This window comes from Devosia algicola, assembly GCF_028816455.1.
Classification (GTDB): domain Bacteria; phylum Pseudomonadota; class Alphaproteobacteria; order Rhizobiales; family Devosiaceae; genus Devosia; species Devosia algicola.
Genome location: NZ_CP118246.1, coordinates 3,456,801 through 3,474,212 on the forward strand (window position 1 = coordinate 3,456,801; position 17,412 = coordinate 3,474,212).

The 17,412-nt window shown below is 59.0% G+C and carries 14 protein-coding genes, 1 pseudogene and 1 other annotated feature; of the genes and pseudogenes, 9 read left to right on the plus strand and 6 right to left on the minus strand.

Going from position 1 to position 17,412, the window contains the following annotated elements; genetic code table 11:
• Window positions 1-72 precede the first annotated feature (72 nt).
• Window positions 73-669, plus strand: a complete 597-nt coding sequence (locus PSQ19_RS18455; protein ID WP_282218945.1) for a hypothetical protein — start codon at window positions 73-75, stop codon at window positions 667-669.
• A gap of 6 nt (window positions 670-675) precedes the next feature.
• Here PSQ19_RS18455 and PSQ19_RS18460 read toward each other — a convergent pair whose 3' ends face one another.
• A complete protein-coding gene (locus PSQ19_RS18460; RefSeq protein ID WP_282218946.1) occupies window positions 676-1,749 on the minus strand; it encodes a PA0069 family radical SAM protein in 1,074 nt (357 codons plus the stop codon).
• 320 nt (window positions 1,750-2,069) lie between these two features.
• Here PSQ19_RS18460 and PSQ19_RS18465 point away from each other — a divergent pair, with 320 nt between their 5' ends.
• On the plus strand, window positions 2,070-3,530 hold the full coding sequence (locus PSQ19_RS18465; protein WP_282218947.1) for a DHA2 family efflux MFS transporter permease subunit: 1,461 nt from the start codon (window positions 2,070-2,072) through the stop codon (window positions 3,528-3,530).
• Between the two features lie 39 nt (window positions 3,531-3,569).
• Here PSQ19_RS18465 and infA read toward each other — a convergent pair whose 3' ends face one another.
• Window positions 3,570-3,788, minus strand: a complete 219-nt coding sequence (gene infA, locus PSQ19_RS18470) for a translation initiation factor IF-1 (protein WP_282212039.1) — start codon at window positions 3,786-3,788, stop codon at window positions 3,570-3,572.
• 323 nt (window positions 3,789-4,111) lie between these two features.
• Window positions 4,112-4,167, plus strand: a sequence feature (sul1 is cis-regulatory element that is thought to sense ions involved in sulfur or methionine metabolism; They are found in Alphaproteobacteria).
• 79 nt (window positions 4,168-4,246) lie between these two features.
• Here infA and PSQ19_RS18475 point away from each other — a divergent pair.
• From PSQ19_RS18475 to PSQ19_RS18485, 3 genes are all read left to right on the plus strand, one after another.
• Window positions 4,247-5,731, plus strand: coding sequence for a SulP family inorganic anion transporter (locus PSQ19_RS18475; RefSeq protein ID WP_282218948.1), 1,485 nt, complete (start codon window positions 4,247-4,249; stop codon window positions 5,729-5,731).
• A gap of 856 nt (window positions 5,732-6,587) precedes the next feature.
• The gene (locus tag PSQ19_RS18480; protein ID WP_282220748.1) at window positions 6,588-7,241 is read left to right on the plus strand and encodes a glutathione S-transferase family protein; all 654 of its coding nucleotides are present in this window, start codon (window positions 6,588-6,590) and stop codon (window positions 7,239-7,241) included.
• Window positions 7,242-7,247: 6 nt separating this feature from the next.
• Window positions 7,248-8,162, plus strand: coding sequence for an aminoglycoside phosphotransferase family protein (locus tag PSQ19_RS18485; protein ID WP_282218949.1), 915 nt, complete (start codon window positions 7,248-7,250; stop codon window positions 8,160-8,162).
• Here PSQ19_RS18485 and moaB read toward each other — a convergent pair.
• The 3 genes from moaB to PSQ19_RS20100 form a co-directional block, all read right to left on the minus strand.
• Window positions 8,159-8,695: a molybdenum cofactor biosynthesis protein B gene (gene moaB / locus PSQ19_RS18490; protein ID WP_282220749.1), complete on the minus strand. Its 537-nt coding sequence runs from the start codon at window positions 8,693-8,695 to the stop codon at window positions 8,159-8,161. The two genes, PSQ19_RS18485 and moaB, sit on opposite strands and share 4 nt — an antisense overlap.
• On the minus strand, window positions 8,688-9,980 hold the full coding sequence (locus tag PSQ19_RS18495) for an MFS transporter (RefSeq protein WP_282218950.1): 1,293 nt from the start codon (window positions 9,978-9,980) through the stop codon (window positions 8,688-8,690). Before PSQ19_RS18495 ends, moaB begins: the two co-directional genes overlap by 8 nt.
• A gap of 71 nt (window positions 9,981-10,051) precedes the next feature.
• Entirely contained in the window at window positions 10,052-10,678 is a 627-nt protein-coding gene (locus PSQ19_RS20100; protein ID WP_456077513.1) for a uracil-DNA glycosylase, read from the minus strand.
• 307 nt (window positions 10,679-10,985) lie between these two features.
• Between PSQ19_RS20100 and PSQ19_RS18505 the strand changes: the two genes are divergently transcribed.
• From PSQ19_RS18505 to PSQ19_RS18515, 3 genes are all read left to right on the plus strand, one after another.
• On the plus strand, window positions 10,986-12,632 hold the full coding sequence (locus tag PSQ19_RS18505) for an electron transfer flavoprotein-ubiquinone oxidoreductase (RefSeq protein WP_282218951.1): 1,647 nt from the start codon (window positions 10,986-10,988) through the stop codon (window positions 12,630-12,632).
• Between the two features lie 126 nt (window positions 12,633-12,758).
• Window positions 12,759-14,624, plus strand: coding sequence for a tetratricopeptide repeat protein (locus PSQ19_RS18510; protein ID WP_282218952.1), 1,866 nt, complete (start codon window positions 12,759-12,761; stop codon window positions 14,622-14,624).
• Window positions 14,625-15,506: a 4-(cytidine 5'-diphospho)-2-C-methyl-D-erythritol kinase gene (locus PSQ19_RS18515; protein ID WP_282218953.1), complete on the plus strand. Its 882-nt coding sequence runs from the start codon at window positions 14,625-14,627 to the stop codon at window positions 15,504-15,506.
• Here PSQ19_RS18515 and PSQ19_RS18520 read toward each other — a convergent pair.
• A pseudogene (locus PSQ19_RS18520) lies at window positions 15,507-16,536 on the minus strand (polyprenyl synthetase family protein).
• Between the two features lie 161 nt (window positions 16,537-16,697).
• Between PSQ19_RS18520 and PSQ19_RS18525 the strand changes: the two are divergent.
• On the plus strand, window positions 16,698-17,405 hold the full coding sequence (locus PSQ19_RS18525; protein ID WP_282218954.1) for a tRNA1(Val) (adenine(37)-N6)-methyltransferase: 708 nt from the start codon (window positions 16,698-16,700) through the stop codon (window positions 17,403-17,405).
• Window positions 17,406-17,412 lie beyond the last annotated feature (7 nt).

Consider the following 17,412-nt stretch of genomic DNA (forward strand, 5'->3'; position numbering starts at 1 on the left):
GGGACTTGGTCCTTGCCGGGTTATCACTGATGTATGTCGAGGCCAATAGGAAGCTGACGCGGAGATGCCCAGATGCCAATACATCGATTTCTAGCCGCCGTTGGGCTGCTGGCGATGTTCAACCAACCGCTGGTCGCAGAACCATTTCACCACCCCTATGGCGAATGGCGCGACTATAGCCAGGACTGGCTCGCAATCTGTCCCGACACGATCGATGAAAGCGCCAGCACCTATTACGGCTTTTCCTGTTTTGCCAGTACCGGATCGACCGCGCTCAATGCTGCAAATCTACCAGCCTATAAACTGACCTTGCTGCTCAATCGCCTGACGGGCGCCCTCGACATCGCCATTACGGACGCTTCCACCGATGGCGCCGAGATCGACCCTGTCCACTCGATATCGATCGGGTTTAACGGCGCACCAACGGTTACGCTGAATCTCGCAGCCGACCTTGAAACGCGCTACAATACGGTTAATCAGTATTTTGTCGTCAACGACCAGTTGCGTGAAGACCTGCTCGCATCAATGAAAGCACGTACCGCAATGACCGTGACGCTGCCGATAATTGGCGCCGAATCTGACAGCCGCACGATCCGCTTTTCCCTGCGTGGGGTCACGGCCTCTCTCGACTTCATGGCAAGCTATGCGCGGAAACTGGCACAATATTAAGCCAACCTAAAACAGGCTCATCTGCCGGTCTTCAAGGCGCGGCGGCTCGAACAGGTCGGTCCGCAGGCTCGGTAGCTTTTCGTCCAGGCCATAGCGGGTTCTTGCCTTTTCAAACCGCTGTCGCAACAGGGTTGCATAGGCCCCTTCGCCGCGCATTCGGCTTCCAAAGCGCGCGTCATTGTCCTGACCGCCGCGTGTATCACGCACAAGCGACAATACATGCCGTACCCGATCCGGAAAATGCCGCAACAGCCACTCACGGAACACGTCGCGAACCTCACCCGGCAGACGCAACAGGATCATCGCCGCCCCACGGGCACCCTGCGCCGCTGCCGCGTCGAGAATTCGCTCCAACTCCATATCATTGATGGCCGGTATCATCGGCGACGCCAGCACGGCGACCGGTACACCCGCGTCGCTCAACAGCCTGATCGCTTCCAGCCGCCGCGCCGGGCTGGACGCGCGGGGTTCCATCTTCCGGCTGAGTTTGTGGTCCATCGACGTCATTGAGATGCCAACTTTGACCAGCCCATGCCTGGCCAGTTCACTCAACAGATCCAGATCGCGCACGATAAGCGCGGACTTGGTGGTAATCATCGTCGGGTGTCTGGTTTCCAGAAACACTTCCAGAATATTCCGCGTCAATTTGTGGGTACGTTCGGCCGGTTGGTAAGGATCGGTATTGGTGCCCATGGCAATGGGTTTGACTTTGTAATTTTTCGCACCAAGTTCCGCGCGCAACACCTCCACCGCATTGGTCTTCACGTAAATATCACGTTCAAACTCAATCCCGGCAGAATGGCCAAGATAGCTGTGGGTCGGACGGGCAAAGCAATATGAACACCCATGCTCGCACCCCCGATAAGCATTGATCGAGCGTTCGAAATTGATATCGGGACTGTCATTGGCGCTGATAATTGACTTGGCGCGCTCCAGATGCTCAACGGTTTCGAATAATGGCAGCGGCTCGACACTGCCCCAGCCATCATCAAACCCTTCCCGACTGACTTTCTCGAAGCGGCCAGATCGATTGGATTGGGCGCCACGACCACGATTGCGTCGCGGATCAACAAGGCTCACGGCGCGCCAGATCAGCGTCCCGGCTCAAGGCTCAACCGTTCCAGCGCTTCAAAAGATGGGGCCTGATAGAGGGCCATGTCTGCTCTCCTGCACGTGACACAATTTGGAATCGTTTCACGGTTAACGTTCTTCCAACAATAGCAGTTGCATGAGAACAAAACAAGAACTATAGCAGGATTGTCCAGTATGCCGACGACGTTGCTCCCCGCTTGACAATGTCGGCATGAAGGTGGATGTCATCGCCGCTTGCGTCTACCGTGATTGGTGCGTCGGCACTGGTCAAAATTCTCAAAGGGATCCCATGAGCATCGAGATCCGCTATGACCCCCGAAGTAACAATTCCTGAGTTGAGCGAGCAGGAGATCGGTGCACGCAACAGGTTGGTAATCCTGCTGCTGCTGGTGTCGGCATTTGTCGTTATTCTCAACGAAACCATCATGAGTGTGGCGTTGCCACGTCTGATGGTGGCGCTGGATATTACAGCGAGCTCCGCCCAGTGGTTGACTGCAGCGTTCATGCTGACGATGGCGGTGGTGATTCCGGTGACCGGATATTTGCTGCAGCGGCTCAATACGCGACCGGTATTTGTTCTGGCGATGTCACTGTTTAGCCTTGGCACCCTGATCTGCGCCGCGTCCCCCGGTTTTGCATCATTGTTGATTGGACGGATTGTCCAGGCCAGCGGCACCGCAATCATGATGCCCCTGCTCATGACCACGGTCATGCATCTGGTGCCGCCAAAATCGCGGGGCAAGACAATGGGCAATATTTCCATCGTGATCTCGGTTGCCCCGGCCATTGGCCCAACGATTTCGGGGCTGATCCTGAGTGTTCTGGATTGGCGCTGGATGTTTATCCTGGTGCTACCAATCGCTTTGGGCGCGCTGGCGTTGGGGTATGCAAAAATCCGAAATGTCTCCACGCCCCGCGCCGCGCCAATCGATATCCTGTCGGTGATATTGGCTGCAATCGGGTTCGGCGGACTGGTTTACGGGTTGAGCGGCGTCGGTGAGGCCGGTGCGGGAGAAAGTTCGGCGCTTACCGCTTGGGTGCCGATCATTGTCGGTACGACCGTGATCATCATCTTTGTGCTACGCCAATTGTCGCTGCAAAAGCGCGAAGCGGCCCTGCTGGATTTAAGAACGCTCAATGTCACCAACTTTTCGGTATCGGTGGCAATGATGGCTCTGTTGATGCTGTCCTTGTTCGGCGTAATGATCCTGTTGCCGATCTATCTGCAAAACGTTGTCGGGCTCACCACGTTGCAGACGGGCCTGTTATTGTTGCCCGGTGGCTTGGTAATGGGGCTGTGTGCGCCCACCGTTGGTTCGCTCTATGATCGATATGGCCCAACGGTGCTGCTTGTGCCGGGCGCCACGCTGGTCAGCGCTGCGATGTGGTTTTTCACAACCGTCACCCAGGACACCAGCATTATTTTGCTGCTGGGCACGCATTTGACCCTGAGTGTGGGACTGGGACTGCTGTTCACCCCGCTATTCAGCGCCAGCCTTGGATCGCTGCCACCGCACCTTTACTCTCATGGCAGCGCCATGATCGGCACGACCCAACAGGTTGCCGGCGCTGCGGGTACGGCGCTGTTCGTGGCTTTGATGACCGCGCAAACGCTGAATCTGGCCAATGGGGGCGCCGAACCGATTACGGCGGCGGCGGGCGGTATTCGCGCCGCATTCCTATGTGGCGCGATTATCTCGCTTCTGACCGTTATGGGCGCATTCTTTGTCAGAAAACCCGACAATGATGCCGCCCATGGAGCACACTAGGATGCGCGGTACCCTTGAACGCGCATCCGCCTGATCGGCTTAGCGGAAGCGGTAGGTCAAACGACCCTTGGTAAGATCGTAGGGCGTCATTTCGCAAAGAACCTTGTCGCCCGCCAGAACGCGAATGCGGTTCTTGCGCAGCTTGCCGGCAGTGTGGGCGATGATCTCGTGATCATTTTCCAGCTTGACCCGGAAGGTCGCATTGGGAAGTAATTCGGTCACTACGCCTGGAAATTCGAGAACGTCTTCTTTGGCCATCTGGGCTCCTGAGCAGCCGCCTTGAGGGGACGAGGTGCTCGACCGGACTCATATGGGGCATATTGAGATAGTTGCTGACATGATAACCGGGTTTCCCCAGAGACCACCCTCTCAGCAAGTTTTCGAGGTGAGCGCTTCTTACAGCAAGTTGATTGCTTTGTGAACTGGAACAATTACTCCAGCGCTCGGGCTCACTCCTGCTACCTCGATATGGGCAATCCGCCGAAAAATACAATAGTTGAGGATATTTGCGACCGACTGGACTTGAACGGGCCCAGCCGGACTTGCGTTTTGCAGCTTTACAGGGCAAAAGGGCGCAACTCATCGGACCCGGTGCGATCCCGGGTGGCTCTTCCGGCCGCCAATCCGCCGGATAAATCAGCAAGTAACCGCCTTGTCGGGCCGGCTTCGCCAATCAGTGGCGCAACCAGCCCACTCATGCTGTCTGGACCTCGCTTATGAATTTTACCGAAACCTTCCGCCGCGACTGGCTATCCAATATCCGTGGCGACGTACTGGCGGGCATGGTTGTGGCCATGGCGCTGATCCCTGAAGCCATCGGCTTCTCCATCATTGCCGGTGTCGACCCCAAGGTCGGCCTCTATGCTTCCTTCACAATCGCCATCATCATCTCGATTACCGGCGGCCGCGTCGGCATGATCTCGGCGGCAACGGCGGCAACCGCTGTGCTGATGGGATCGCTGGTACGTGATCACGGGCTTCAATATCTGCTGGCGGCCACCATCCTTGCTGGCGTGATACAAGTGTTTGCCGGCTATATGCGCTTGGGTAACGTCATGCGGTTCGTGTCGCGCTCGGTCATGACCGGGTTCGTCAACGCCTTGGCCATCCTGATCTTCATGGCCCAATTGCCCGAGCTGATTGATCAATCCTGGCAGACCTACGCCATGGTCGCGGGCGGCCTGGCGATCATCTACCTGTTCCCACGCCTGACCACACTGGTGCCATCGCCGCTGGTCAGCATCATTGTTCTGACGATCCTTACCATTGTCTTGCAGCCTGATATCCGCATGGTTGGCGATCTGGGCGAACTGCCATCAGCGCTACCGACATTTTTGATCCCGAACGTGCCGTTCACGCTTGAAACGCTTTGGATCATCTTGCCCTATTCGATCGGGGTCGCCGCAGTTGGCTTGCTCGAGAGCCTGCTCACCGCTTCGATCGTTGACCAGATGACCGATACTGACAGCAACAAGAATCGCGAGTGTATGGGGCAGGGTGTTGCCAATTTCTTCACCGGCTTTCTTGGTGGCATGGCCGGTTGCGCCATGATCGGGCAGTCAGTGATCAACATCAAATCGGGCGGGCGGGGGCGACTGTCGACCTTTGTGGCCGGTGCTTTCCTTTTGTTCCTGCTGCTGGTGCTCGGCGATTGGGTGGCAATCATCCCGATGCCCGCTCTCGTGGCCATCATGATCATGGTGTCAATCGGCACCTTCAATTGGAAATCATTTGCTGATCTGCGCAAGCATCCGCGCCGCTCCAGTCTCGTCATGCTGGCAACGGTTGCTACCGTGGTCGGGACGCATAATCTGGCGCTCGGCGTCGGCGTCGGCGTCCTGCTGTCGGCGCTGTTTTTTGCCTGGAAAGTGGCGCAGATTTTCCGCGTCAAGTCGCAACTGTCAGAGGATGGTCGCGAACGGACCTATGTGATCGAGGGTCAGGTATTTTTCGCCTCTGCCGAAGATTTCCTCAAGGCGTTCAATTTCAAAGAACCCATTGAACGCGCCAAGATCGACGTGTCCAATGCTCATATCTGGGACCTGACCGGCGTCGGCGCCATCGATATGGCGGTACTGAAATTCCGCCGCGAAGGGGTCGAGGCGCAGATCATCGGTATGAACGAGGCCAGCACCACCATCATGGACGAGTTGGCCACGCACAATGAACCCGGTGCGCTCGAGCGCATGTTCCAGCACTGACCAATATTTGACGCGGCGACCAGCCGCGCCAAAGCCCCGGTTGGCCCATAGTGGGCCGCCGGTTTATTCCTCAAATAGTTGCCGCAGTGAGCGGCCAGGGCGAGACCTTGTCTCGTCGCGGGTCTTCCGCATTGTTTGAGTGAGACCAGGTCTCGCCCCAGCGGCCGGATTTTTTATTCCATAGAGGCGCTTGGCGGGTAACGGCCATGATCCCGCGTTGTCGCTGCACCTGTCTTGGCGCTGCAGCGCTCAACGTTATCCCGGCGAGGGAAGATAACGGGGCACCAAAATAGAACCTGGGCCCAAACGACTTCGGACCCCCGACCACCCCGCACTCATCACTCGTCATGATCGCGCTCTGGCGCAAGGCTGGGATGGATTATGCGGGAGCGTTGAGGGGGCGGGGATATTTTTGTTTTGTTTTTGGTGCTGACGCCATAGCGGAGGCATTTTCGCCGGGGCCATACCAAACTCTGAATGTCATCCCCGCGAAGGCGGGGATCCATTGTGAGAACACGGGATAGTGGGTCGACAGGCGATCTAGCGGGCGGAAAAACTTCACGATGGGCCCCGGGTCGAGCCCGGGGTGAAAGTCGGTGAGGGGGGTGGCGGGCTGGTTACCACCGGGTGGCGTCTGCTGTTGGTCACGGCAACTGGATCAATTCTGACTAGACGACATACCAACTGGTCGGTATGGTAGTGATGTGAGTGATTGAGACCGTTGGCCCATGAAACGGGATGCAAAACCACTCCGCGCCATCGCCGGCCAATACCATTGGATACCGCCAAACTTGCCGAACAGGTCAATCAAAGCCCATAAATTGAGTTAAGAGGAAAAACTAAAATGACCCGCGCAATGCCCATTACCATCACCGCCTTCGAAAAATCGCCCGACCGCGGTGCGGGACTGGCGCGTGACACACGCGTTCGCTGGGCGCTAGAAGAAGTGGGCCAGCCATACGAGGTTCGTCTGCTGTCCTTTGCCGAGATGAAGAAACCGGCGCACCTGACGCTTCATCCCTTCGGGCAAATTCCAACCTATGAAGAAGGGGACCTGGTCCTGTTCGAGACCGGGGCGATCATTTTCCATATAGCCGAGTGCCATTCGGGCCTTTTGCCGGAGGGTCCGGACGCCCGGGCGCGTGCCATCACCTGGATGTTCGCCGCGCTCAATACTGTGGAACCACCGATTCTTGATCTCTCAATCGCCAGAATTTTAGAGAGTGACAAACCCTGGGCCGAGCAACGCCTGCCACTCGTCAAAGATCGAGTGCGGAACCGATTGGATCAACTATCCCGTCACCTGGGCGATGCTGTCTGGCTCGAGAGTGCATTCAGCGCTGGCGACTTGATGATGGTGTCGGTGCTGCTCCGGTTGAAACCATCGGGCTTATTGACCGAATATCCAAATCTTGCCGACTATGTTGCCCGCGGCGAAGCGCGACCTGCTTACAAGCGGGCGTTCGCCGCGCAATTGGCGGTATTTACCGACACGTCAACAGGCGGATAATGCAGATTGAGTAGCACCGGGTCAATCGAGGGGTTCAGGATCGACGCGGCGCTGGTACGCCGGTTGGTAGGGGCGCAATTTCCTCAATGGGCGGCGTTGCCGGTAACACCGGTCGCGACCGGTGGCTGGGACAATCGGACATTTCATCTGGGCGACACCATGAACGTTCGCCTGCCGAGCGCCGACCGCTATGTCGCTCAGATTGCCAAGGAGCAAAAGTGGCTCCCGCGCCTCGGCCCGCACCTGCCCCTGCCGATACCGCACCCCGTCGCACTTGGCCAGTCCAGCACCGAATTTCCTGCGCCCTGGTCGATATATAGCTGGATCGCCGGGGAAACGGCGACGCTGGAGCGCATCCATGATCCGCAAAAATTTGCGCGCGATCTTGCCGACTTTCTACATGCCCTGCACCAGGCCGATGCCACAGGCGGGCCACCGGCTGGAGCACATAATTTTCATCGTGGTGGCTGGCTGGGCATTTATGACTCGGCGGTCCGCGACGCCCTTGCAGTACTCGGCAGCACTATTGACGCCCACGCCGCCACAAACATATGGGATGCCGCATTGAACGCGCCGTGGAGCGGTACGCCCGTTTGGGTGCACGGCGATATCAGTGCTGGCAATCTGCTGGTCGCCAACGGCCAATTGTGTGCGGTCATTGACTTTGGCGGCGTTGGCGTTGGCGACTATGCCTGCGATCTGGTGATTGCCTGGACCTTGTTCGCTGCCGATTGTCGAAAAAATTTCAAAAGCGCCATCAATGCCGATTTCGCCTGTTGGGCGCGGGCGCGCGGCTGGGCACTATGGAAGGCGCTGATCACGCTGGCCGATCAAAATGGGACAGACGCGGGCAAGGCGGACGAGGCGCGGCGCGTATTGGCGGCGGTGATCGCCGATCATTTTGCGGCCATCGCGCGTTAGCGTTCGTCCAACCGAGGCATCAGTTCGACAAAATTGCAGGGGCTGTGGCGATAGTCGAGCTGGTGGCTCAATATCCCTTCCCAGGCATCGCGGCAGGCGCCGCGCGAGCCGGGCAGGGCAAAAACGAATGTGGTGCCGATAAGCCCAGCCGTGGCGCGCGACTGGATTGAACTGGTGCCCACCGTGGTTGCTGAATATTGGTGGAACAGTACCGAGAACCCGTCCATGCGCTTGTCAAACAGCGGCTCGATCGCTTCAGGCGTCACATCGCGTCCTGAAAAGCCGGTGCCGCCAGTGGTCAGCACCACGTCCACCCTTGGCTCGGCGACAAGGTTTTGCACCGACTGCCGGATCAACTGGATATTGTCGCGCACTACCTGCCGACCGGCACAATGGTGACCATCTGCCTCAAGCAGCGATTGCAAGAGAGCGCCCGCCGTGTCGGTATCAAGGGTGCGCGTGTCCGACACCGCAATGATGCCGATATTGAGCGGCTTGAAATTGCGGCTGGGATCCAGTGCTGCCTTAAACATCGCCATCCTTTATCGCTGCATCAAGGTCAATATCATCAATCTCGACCACCGCGTCACCGTCGGCGCGAGGGTCCAGCGCCACCGATTCAGGCGTGCCCTGCTTGTCATTGGCCATCGGTTGGAACGGCGCGCGATCCGCCGCATCAACACTGGCCCGGACCCGCATGCGCAAGAACGCCGCGATCGCCAGTGTGCCGTGAAAAACCGCGGTGACGATAAACAATCCCACCGGATGATAGGCATTCATGATCATCGACGAAACGATGGGCCCCAATGCCAACCCGATCCCCAATATCAACAGCATGCCACCAGCGATCTTGGCGAAATCGCCATCCTTGGCAAAATCGTTGGCATGGGCCACCGCCACCGCGTAAATCGGATTGGCGCAAAATCCATAGGCGGCAAACAGCACATACATGATCCAGCTGCTGCCCGGATTGATCAGGACAGTCAGGGCGCCGATTACAGCGGCGGCACCCGACAGCCCGATCAGCACCAGCCGCCGGTCGATCTTGTCTGATAGCCGCCCGAACGGGATTTGCGCGGCGGCGCCCAACAGGGCGGTCAACGCGAACAGGAAGGCGATGCCGCTGGCGTCCAAACCCTGCCTGTAGCCATACACCGGGGCCAGCGTACCAAACGACCCGTTGGCCATGCCCACCGAAAACGCCGCAATCGCGGCCACCGGCGAGGTTTTGTACAAGAGCCCGATATCGAGCTTGGCCGATGCCAGCGGGCGCGGCTGCGGGCTCGATGTCAGGGCGGTCGGCAAAACCGCACAGATAAAGCTGATGGCGCCAATGACGAACGGCAGGAAACCGGTGACCCCGGTGATCGACATGGCGATCTGCCCCAGGGTCGAGGCGCCCATATTGATGGTCACATAGATCGAAAATATCGTGCCGCGATTGCGATTGTCGACCACTTCATTGAGCCAGCTCTCAACAATCATCGCTGCACCGGCAAAACAGAAGCCCGATAGCGCGCGCAGGAGAATCCAGCTGATATCATTGATCAAAAGCAGGTTGAGAAGGATGGTGATTGTGCCAATGGCCGCCATGACCGAAAAGGCGCGAATGTGACCGACCTTGCGCACCACCAGCGGCACGGTGATCGAACCGGCGACAAACCCCACCGACCAGCCAGTGCCGATAAGACCAAGCGCCAGCAGCGAAAAATGCTCTTCGGCGCCGCGCACCGATAGCAGCAATCCCTGCAGGCCGCCGCCGAACATCAGCAGCGCCGAGCCAAGGAATAGGGCATAAATCTTGATAACCGAGGCCATGATGAGTTTCCGGCGGCTGGTAGGGTTGGCAAATCAACTGCAACGACCATAAGGCGAGCAGGATTGATTTGTCAGCCTATCTCTGGGAAATTCCGAGAGAATTCAGCTTTTGGCGGAGTGCCAGCATGTCGGCCCAGACCTGATGTTTGGCAGCAGGCGAGCGCAACAGGTAGGCCGGGTGCAAGGTAGGCATGGCCTCGGCGCTGTGGGTGCCAAGACTGATCGTGTCCCATTTGCCGCGCATTTTGAGAATGCCGGTGGTCACCCCGAAGACCGATTGCATCGCCGGTCCACCCAGGGTGACGATGACTTTTGGCGCCACCAGTTCCACCTGGCGCACCAGAAATGGCAGGCACAATGCCAGGCTCCTCGGGCGTTGGCGCGCGATTGCCTGGGGGACGCCACGGCACCGTGTTGGCGATATAGACATTGGTCCGGTTCAAGCCGATAGCCGCAAGGATCAGGTCGAGCAATTGGCCGGACTTGCCCACGAACGGCTTGCCCTGTCGGTCCTCTTCGGCGCCCGGGGCTTCTCCGATCAGCATGATCTCGGCGGCAGGATTGCCATCGGCAAATACCAATTGGGTCGCGCGTTGCTTGAGGCCGCACCCGTCATAAGCACCCAATAGTGCTGCCAATTGCTCAAGGCTTTGCGCGCTTGCCGCCAGCGCGCGCGCTTCGGCCGGATCCGCCGCCATCGATGTGACCATCGGGGTGGGGGTGGCGGCGTTGCCGCTTTGGGTGGCAGCGACATGCGGCGCCCCGGCGCCGTAGCTTGGGCAAATCGATCCACCGGCTCGTCGAGCACCGCCAGGTCAACCCCGGCGTCCCGATACCATTCGAGCACCGAAACCATCTCGGCGTGATTGAGGGGTCGATCTTTTACCATGATTTCTGTTAGAGCATGATCCGCAAATGAGGTCACCGGAATTTGCCGGTCCGATCCAGGATTTCCGCCAAAATCATCCCAGAGCGGCCAATAGTGACTAATTCCGAGGCAATTGCATGGCAAACGCTGGCGACCGCGAGATACTGTCAACTGATGTCTTGATCGTTGGCGCCGGACCGGCTGGCCTCGCCGCGGCCATTCGCATCAAGCAGATCAATGCCGACATCAGCGTCACCGTGGTTGAAAAAGCCGCAGAAATCGGCGGCCATATCCTTTCGGGGGCGGTGATGGACCCGGTGGGGCTGGATGCGCTATTGCCCGATTGGCGCAAAATGGGCGCGCCGGTCGGGCCCGATGTCAGCCGCGACGACTATCATTATCTGACCGCGATCGGCGATTTCACCATCCCCCATTTTGCCCTGCCGCCGCAGATGAAAACAGCAAATGGCGTGATCATCAGTCTGGGCGATCTGGTGCGCTGGTTGGGCGAACAGGCCACCGATCTCGGCGTCGATATCTTCCCCATGACCGCGGCGGTTGATGTGCTGGGCGATGAGAGCGGGCCGGTGCGCGGCATCATCACGGGCGATCTGGGGCGCGACCGAGCGGGCAATGAAAAGCCCGGTTTTGCCGCCGGTATCGCGCTGGAAGCCAAATATACCCTGATTGCCGAGGGCGCCCGCGGCTCATTGGCCAAAAAGCTCATCGGGGCGCATGATCTCGAGCAGCAGCCGCAAAAATACGGGCTGGGGATCAAGGAAATCTGGGACATTCCAGCCGATCACCATCAGCCGGGCAAGGTTGACCACTTTATGGGTTTCCCCCTGGACAATGGCACCTCTGGCGGTGGATTTGCCTATCATGCCCAAGATAAAAAACTCTATCTGGGGCTGGTGGTGCATCTTGACTATGCCGACCCGACACTGTCGCCGTTCGACGAATTCCAGCGCTTCAAGACCCACCCATCCATTGCCAAACTGCTCGAAGGGGCGACGCGACTGAGCTATGGCGCACGCGCGTTGACCGCCGGGGGCTGGCAATCGGTGCCGCATCTGGCTTTTGCCGGCGGCGGGCTGATTGGATGCGCGGCCGGTTTCATGAATGCGCCGCGCCTCAAGGCCATTCACAATGCGATTTTCTCAGGCATTGGTGCTGCCGACGCTGTGGCAAGGGCGATCGAGGCCGGGCGCCAGCATGATTTGATCGAAGACTTTGCCGAAACGATTTTTGCTACGGGCATCAAAACCGAGTTGCGGGCCGTGCAAAACGTCAAGCCATTATGGTCGCGCCTTGGCACCGTCGCCGGCGTCGTTGCCGCCGGGGCTGAACTCTGGACCAGAGCCGTGTTGGGCCGTTCGCTATTGGGCACGCTCAAGCATGCCAAGGGCGATTTCGCTACGCTCAAACCCGAAAGCGCGGTAGCCGGGCGCACCTATGAGCGCGCCGACTCAAAAACCCGGTTTGATCGCGCCGCCTCGGTTTATCTGGCCAATATTGCCCATGATGAGGACCAGCCAGTGCATTTGCAACTCGCCGATCCAACCGTGCCCATCCAAACGAACCTGCCTCTATATGCCGAACCCGCGCCGCTTTATTGCCCGGCGGGCGTTTATGAAATTGATGACAAGGACGAAGCGCCGATTTTTCGCATTCATGCCGCCAACTGCGTGCACTGCAAGACCTGCGATATCAAGGACCCGGCGCAGAACATCAATTGGGTGCCGCCTGAGGGCGGTAGTGGGCCCAATTACGTCGGCATGTAGCCCGATGTGGGGCTGTTTCGATAACAGTGCGATCACACAATTACGTGTGGCCTTGCGGCGCAGTCCTAAATTAGACAATCTTTGTGTCAAACTGTGGCCTTGGTGGCCAAGGGAGAATATTGCCTCGTGACAAAGCTTTTGAACCGTCTGGTGCGTCCGCTGCTATTGGCTGTTGCCCTTGGCGGCGCTATCGCCCCGGCCCACGCTGATTCCAAGATCGCCTCGATCATATCCGATTTCCTGACCCCAGGTGTCAGCCCCAGCGGCAGCTTCGTTGCCGGACAGCAGGCGCTGCACGATTTGCGCACCCACGAGGCTGCGGATTATTTTGGCGCGGCGGCCCGCGACAATTGGGACAGTCGGGTCATTGTCGAACGCGCCGTGGTCGCGCTTGCCAGCGACGGGCAGGTTGACCAAGCCGCTGATATGGCCAAGCGCCTACTCGAGTTGGATGCAACCAACGAACTGGCCAAGGTGCTGGTAGGGACTCAAGCGTTAAAGAACCGGAATTTTGCCAAGACCGAGCAGATGTTGTCCTCCGTCAGCCAGGACAGTTTTACCGCCATTACCGGCTCGATCCTGCGCGCCTGGGCCTTTATCGGCGACAAGCAGCCTGACAAGGCCGAGGCCCTGCTACAGGAACTGTCGCTCAACGGACTTGAGGACTTTTTGGCATTTCATCGCGCCCTGATGGCCGAAGCCGAAGGCAATGACGCCAAGGCAATGGATCTGGCCGCCAAGGCGCTGGAGGCCGAGCCCTATGTGGCCCGTATCGTTGAGGTTTACGCCCGTGTCTATGCCGATAACGACAAATGGGATGAGGCCGAAGCCGCCATCGATAATTTCGAAGCCAGAGGATTGTCGCATCCGGTCGTGACGCGGGTGAAGCAGGAAATCGCCGCGCGCAAACATCCCGGCAAATTCACCACCAGCGCCCTGATCGGCGCCGCCGAAATGTATCACGGCGTTGGTGTGGCACTGCAACGCGACAACAGCACCGAACTCGCACTGGTCTTTTTGCGGTTGGCGCTCTATCTCGACCCGACGTCCGACGTGATCAAATTGGCGGTGGGTCAATTGTTTGACCAGAATGGCCAGCAGGCCATGGCCAATGAGCTTTACCAAACCGTCCCGCCCCAATCGATGATGCGATCTACTGCGACGGTTCGGGTGGCGCAAAATCTTGATGCCCTTGGTGATCGCGCTGGGGCGGTGAAGCAATTGCGCGCCGTTGTTGCTGAACAACCCGATAATCTGGACGCTGTTTCTGTGCTCGGCGACATGCTGCGCTACGATGAAAAATATGATGATGCGGCAATCGCCTATACCAGGGCGCTAGCCCTGACGGGCGGTGAGCACCCGACCGATTGGCGCTTCTATTATGTGCGCGGCATTGCCTATGAGCGGTCCAAGCAGTGGCCAAAGGCTGAGAGTGACTTTCTAAAGGCGCTCAAACTGGTGCCCGATCAACCCGCCGTTCTCAACTATCTCGGTTATAGCTGGATCGATCAGGACATGCATCTGGAGCGCGCTCTGGACATGATCAAGAAGGCCGTCGACGCTTCGCCCCAGGATGGCTACATCATCGATAGTCTGGGCTGGGCCTATTACAAGCTGGGTCGTGACGACGAGGCCGTGGCAACACTTGAAAAAGCCGTGCAGCTTTTGCCCAACGATCCCGAAATCAACGATCATCTGGGCGACGCCTATCTCAAGGTCGGACGGACATTGGAGGCGCGGTTCCAATGGACCATCGCCCTGGCTGTCGATACGGTCGGCGCGGTAACGGCGCGCGTTGCGCCAAAACTGTTGGAACATACGCCCGACCCGCAGGTTTCCATCCCCGACGCGGCAATCGGCACGCCAGCCAAGGCTGCGGACGCGACAGCACCTGCACCCACGACCAAGAAGAAAAAGTCCCCCGAGGCCGTCAAGCAGTCCGCGCCTACAGGCAAGGATAGCCCCACCAGCGATCAGCCCCCGGCCCACTAGGTGGGGACGGCACCACTGGCGGTCGAAACAGCACCCGCCAAGATCAACCTCGCGCTGCACGTGACCGGACGGCGCGACAATGGCTATCATGAGATCGAAAGCCTGTTTGTTTTCGCCGAGGTCGCAGATGAACTGCATGCCAGTCTCGCCGAAGCGGATTTGCTGACCATCACCGGCCCGTTCAGTCAGGGCCTGGGAGACGGATCGACCAATCTGGTGGCCCGCGCCGTTGCCGCATTCAGGACGCGTTGGCCAGACCATGTGCCCCATGGGTTGGCGTTGGAGTTGCGCAAGAACATCCCCATAGCGGCGGGTTTGGGCGGTGGCTCTGCTGATGCGGCAGCGGCGCTGCGCTTGATGCTGCGCCTCGGCACTGGCACTATAGACAATGCGGCACTGTTCGAACTGGCTGTCGAACTGGGCGCCGACGTGCCCGCGTGCCTGATTTCCCAGCCGCTGCTGGCGCGCGGCATCGGCGAGATTATTGCACCGCTGGCCCAGTTTCCGAGCTGTCACATTGTTTTGGTCAATCCTCTGATCGGGGTTTCCACCGCTGACATATTCAAACGCCTGAACGGCTATGACAACTATCCGTTGCCAACGTTACCGTCGCCAATGACCCGCCCGGCGCAGCTGGGAATCTGGTTGGCTGAAACCCGCAACGATCTGCAACCACCGGCGGTCAAGATCGTGCCAGAAATCGGGATGCTGATCGAAAGGCTTGCCGAGGCACCCGGCTGTATGCTGGCCCGCATGTCAGGGTCAGGGGCGACGGTCTTTGGCCTGTTCGGCTCCAACGCTCAGGCCCATCAGGCTGCTCATGAACTCCGCGCCGATCTGGCAAATTATTGGGTGACTGCCGCGCCGCTGATCGTGCCGTGATCAGTAGGCGCGCGACACACTGAAGCGCACCACATCGGCCAGCAGGTCGCGCAACGCTGAAACCGGCAGCACGCCAAGCGCTGCAACCGCCGCATTCGCATGGGCGCGGGCTTGATCCAGCGTCCGGGCCAGCGTGTCATGTCGTTCCAGAATTTCGACGACGCGCTCAACCGTTGCCGCGCTGGCCTCGGCATCGCCCAGGGCGGCGGTAATGATCTCTTTGTCGGCTTTGCTGGCCCCGGCCAGCGCCAGAATGACCGGCAGCGTCATCTTGCCTTCGCGCAAATCATCGCCACGATTCTTGCCGATCGTATCCGCCGCGCCGCGATAATCGAGTACATCGTCGACCAATTGGAAGGCATTGCCCAATTCCAGGCCATAGGTCTTGAGGGCCCGGCGACCAGAACTGTCGGCACCACCGGCCATGGCACCGACCTCGCACGCCGATTCAAACAAGGTCGCGGTCTTGGCGCGGATTACGGCGGCATAATCCTCGGCGGTAGTGCTCAAATCCCCGGTCTTGGCCAATTGCAGCACTTCGCCTTCCGCCATGGCCGCGGCCGCAGCGGCCAGAACACCCAAAGCGTCGATATCGCGCGTTTCCACCATCATCATGAAGGCCTGGCCCAAAAGGAAATCGCCAACCAGAACACTGGCCTGATTGCCCCAGATCATCCGCGCCGCGGGACGGCCGCGTCGCATGTCGCTATCGTCCACAACATCATCGTGGAGCAGGGTGGCGTTGTGCATGAACTCAACTGCCGCCGCGAAATTGATGGCGCTTCCACTGCCGCCACCGAACAGGGCCGCCGAGGCCACTGTCAACATGGGCCGCAGGCGTTTGCCGCCACTATCGATTAGATAGCGAGCCAGGCTCGGGCACCATTTCGACATGGGAATCGGCACGGGCCAGGATCAACTCATTGACCTTGGCCATGTCCAAGGCCGTACTTTCCAGCAGCCGATCAATGGCGCTGGGCTCAATTTCTAGCTTTTTTTGCGTCAGAACCGACACGACCACACCGTTCATCTTTGCCCTGGGACAGCAAAACTGGTTGAGACACCAGCCAGAGCACCTATAAGGTTGCCCTGAAAACCGGCCAATTGGGTGCGATGTCCCTAGACCAGCCAAGCCAAATTGTAAAACACCAAACGCCGACGCGCGATGCCTTTCTCGACGGCCGCCTCATAGTGTCGCAGCCGCGCAACGGCTTTAGGGCGGGTTTCGACAGTGTTTTGCTCGGTGCCGCCACCCGTTCGACCACCCGGACGTTGCTCGATTTGGGCGCCGGTGTCGGCACGGCGAGCCTGGTCAGTCTAGCGCATAATACGGCACTCAGGGCCACTTTGCTCGATCACAACATGGATATGTTATTGTTGGCAAAAGAAAATATCGCCGCCAACGGCTTTGCTGACCGTGCTCAAACGTTGGCGCTCGATGTTGCCGCCAAGGGCGCTGTGCGGGCGGCCGCCGGGTTGCGAACCGATCATTTTGATAGCGTTATCGCCAATCCACCGTTTTTTGCGGAGACGGCGGGAACATTGGCCACCGATCCCGGGCGAGCCGAATCGCGCCACATGCGCGCCGAAATGCTCGACTTTTGGGTCAAAACCGCCGCCGCCAGCGCGGCGCCGGGTGGCGAGATCATTTTTATCTATCCCCTCGAATCGCTGGGCAGCCTGCTTGGTGCATTCGAAAAACGTTTTGGCGGCGTTGCCATATTGCCGCTGTGTCCCCGACCGGGGGAGGCTGCAACGCGTATATTGATCAGGGCGATCAAAGGGTCACGGGCGCCGACCACCATGCTGGCGGGGCGCGCCCTGCACGCGGCACAAGGGCGCCAATTTGCCGACGCTTTCGACGCAATATTTCGTGGGCGCGACCGGCTCGTCTGGTAATTGGGCG

Coding starts and splice junctions, on each gene's coding strand:
- PSQ19_RS18455 (WP_282218945.1), top strand. CDS start 73: ATGCCAATACATCGATTTCTAGCCGCCGTTGGGCTGCTGGCGATGTTC.
- PSQ19_RS18465 (WP_282218947.1), top strand. CDS start 2,070: ATGACCCCCGAAGTAACAATTCCTGAGTTGAGCGAGCAGGAGATCGGT.
- infA (WP_282212039.1), bottom strand. CDS start 3,788: ATGGCCAAAGAAGACGTTCTCGAATTTCCAGGCGTAGTGACCGAATTA.
- PSQ19_RS18475 (WP_282218948.1), top strand. CDS start 4,247: ATGAATTTTACCGAAACCTTCCGCCGCGACTGGCTATCCAATATCCGT.
- PSQ19_RS18480 (WP_282220748.1), top strand. CDS start 6,588: ATGCCCATTACCATCACCGCCTTCGAAAAATCGCCCGACCGCGGTGCG.
- moaB (WP_282220749.1), bottom strand. CDS start 8,695: ATGTTTAAGGCAGCACTGGATCCCAGCCGCAATTTCAAGCCGCTCAAT.
- PSQ19_RS18495 (WP_282218950.1), bottom strand. CDS start 9,980: ATGGCCTCGGTTATCAAGATTTATGCCCTATTCCTTGGCTCGGCGCTG.
- PSQ19_RS20100 (WP_456077513.1), bottom strand. CDS start 10,678: ATGGCGGCGGATCCGGCCGAAGCGCGCGCGCTGGCGGCAAGCGCGCAA.
- PSQ19_RS18505 (WP_282218951.1), top strand. CDS start 10,986: ATGGCAAACGCTGGCGACCGCGAGATACTGTCAACTGATGTCTTGATC.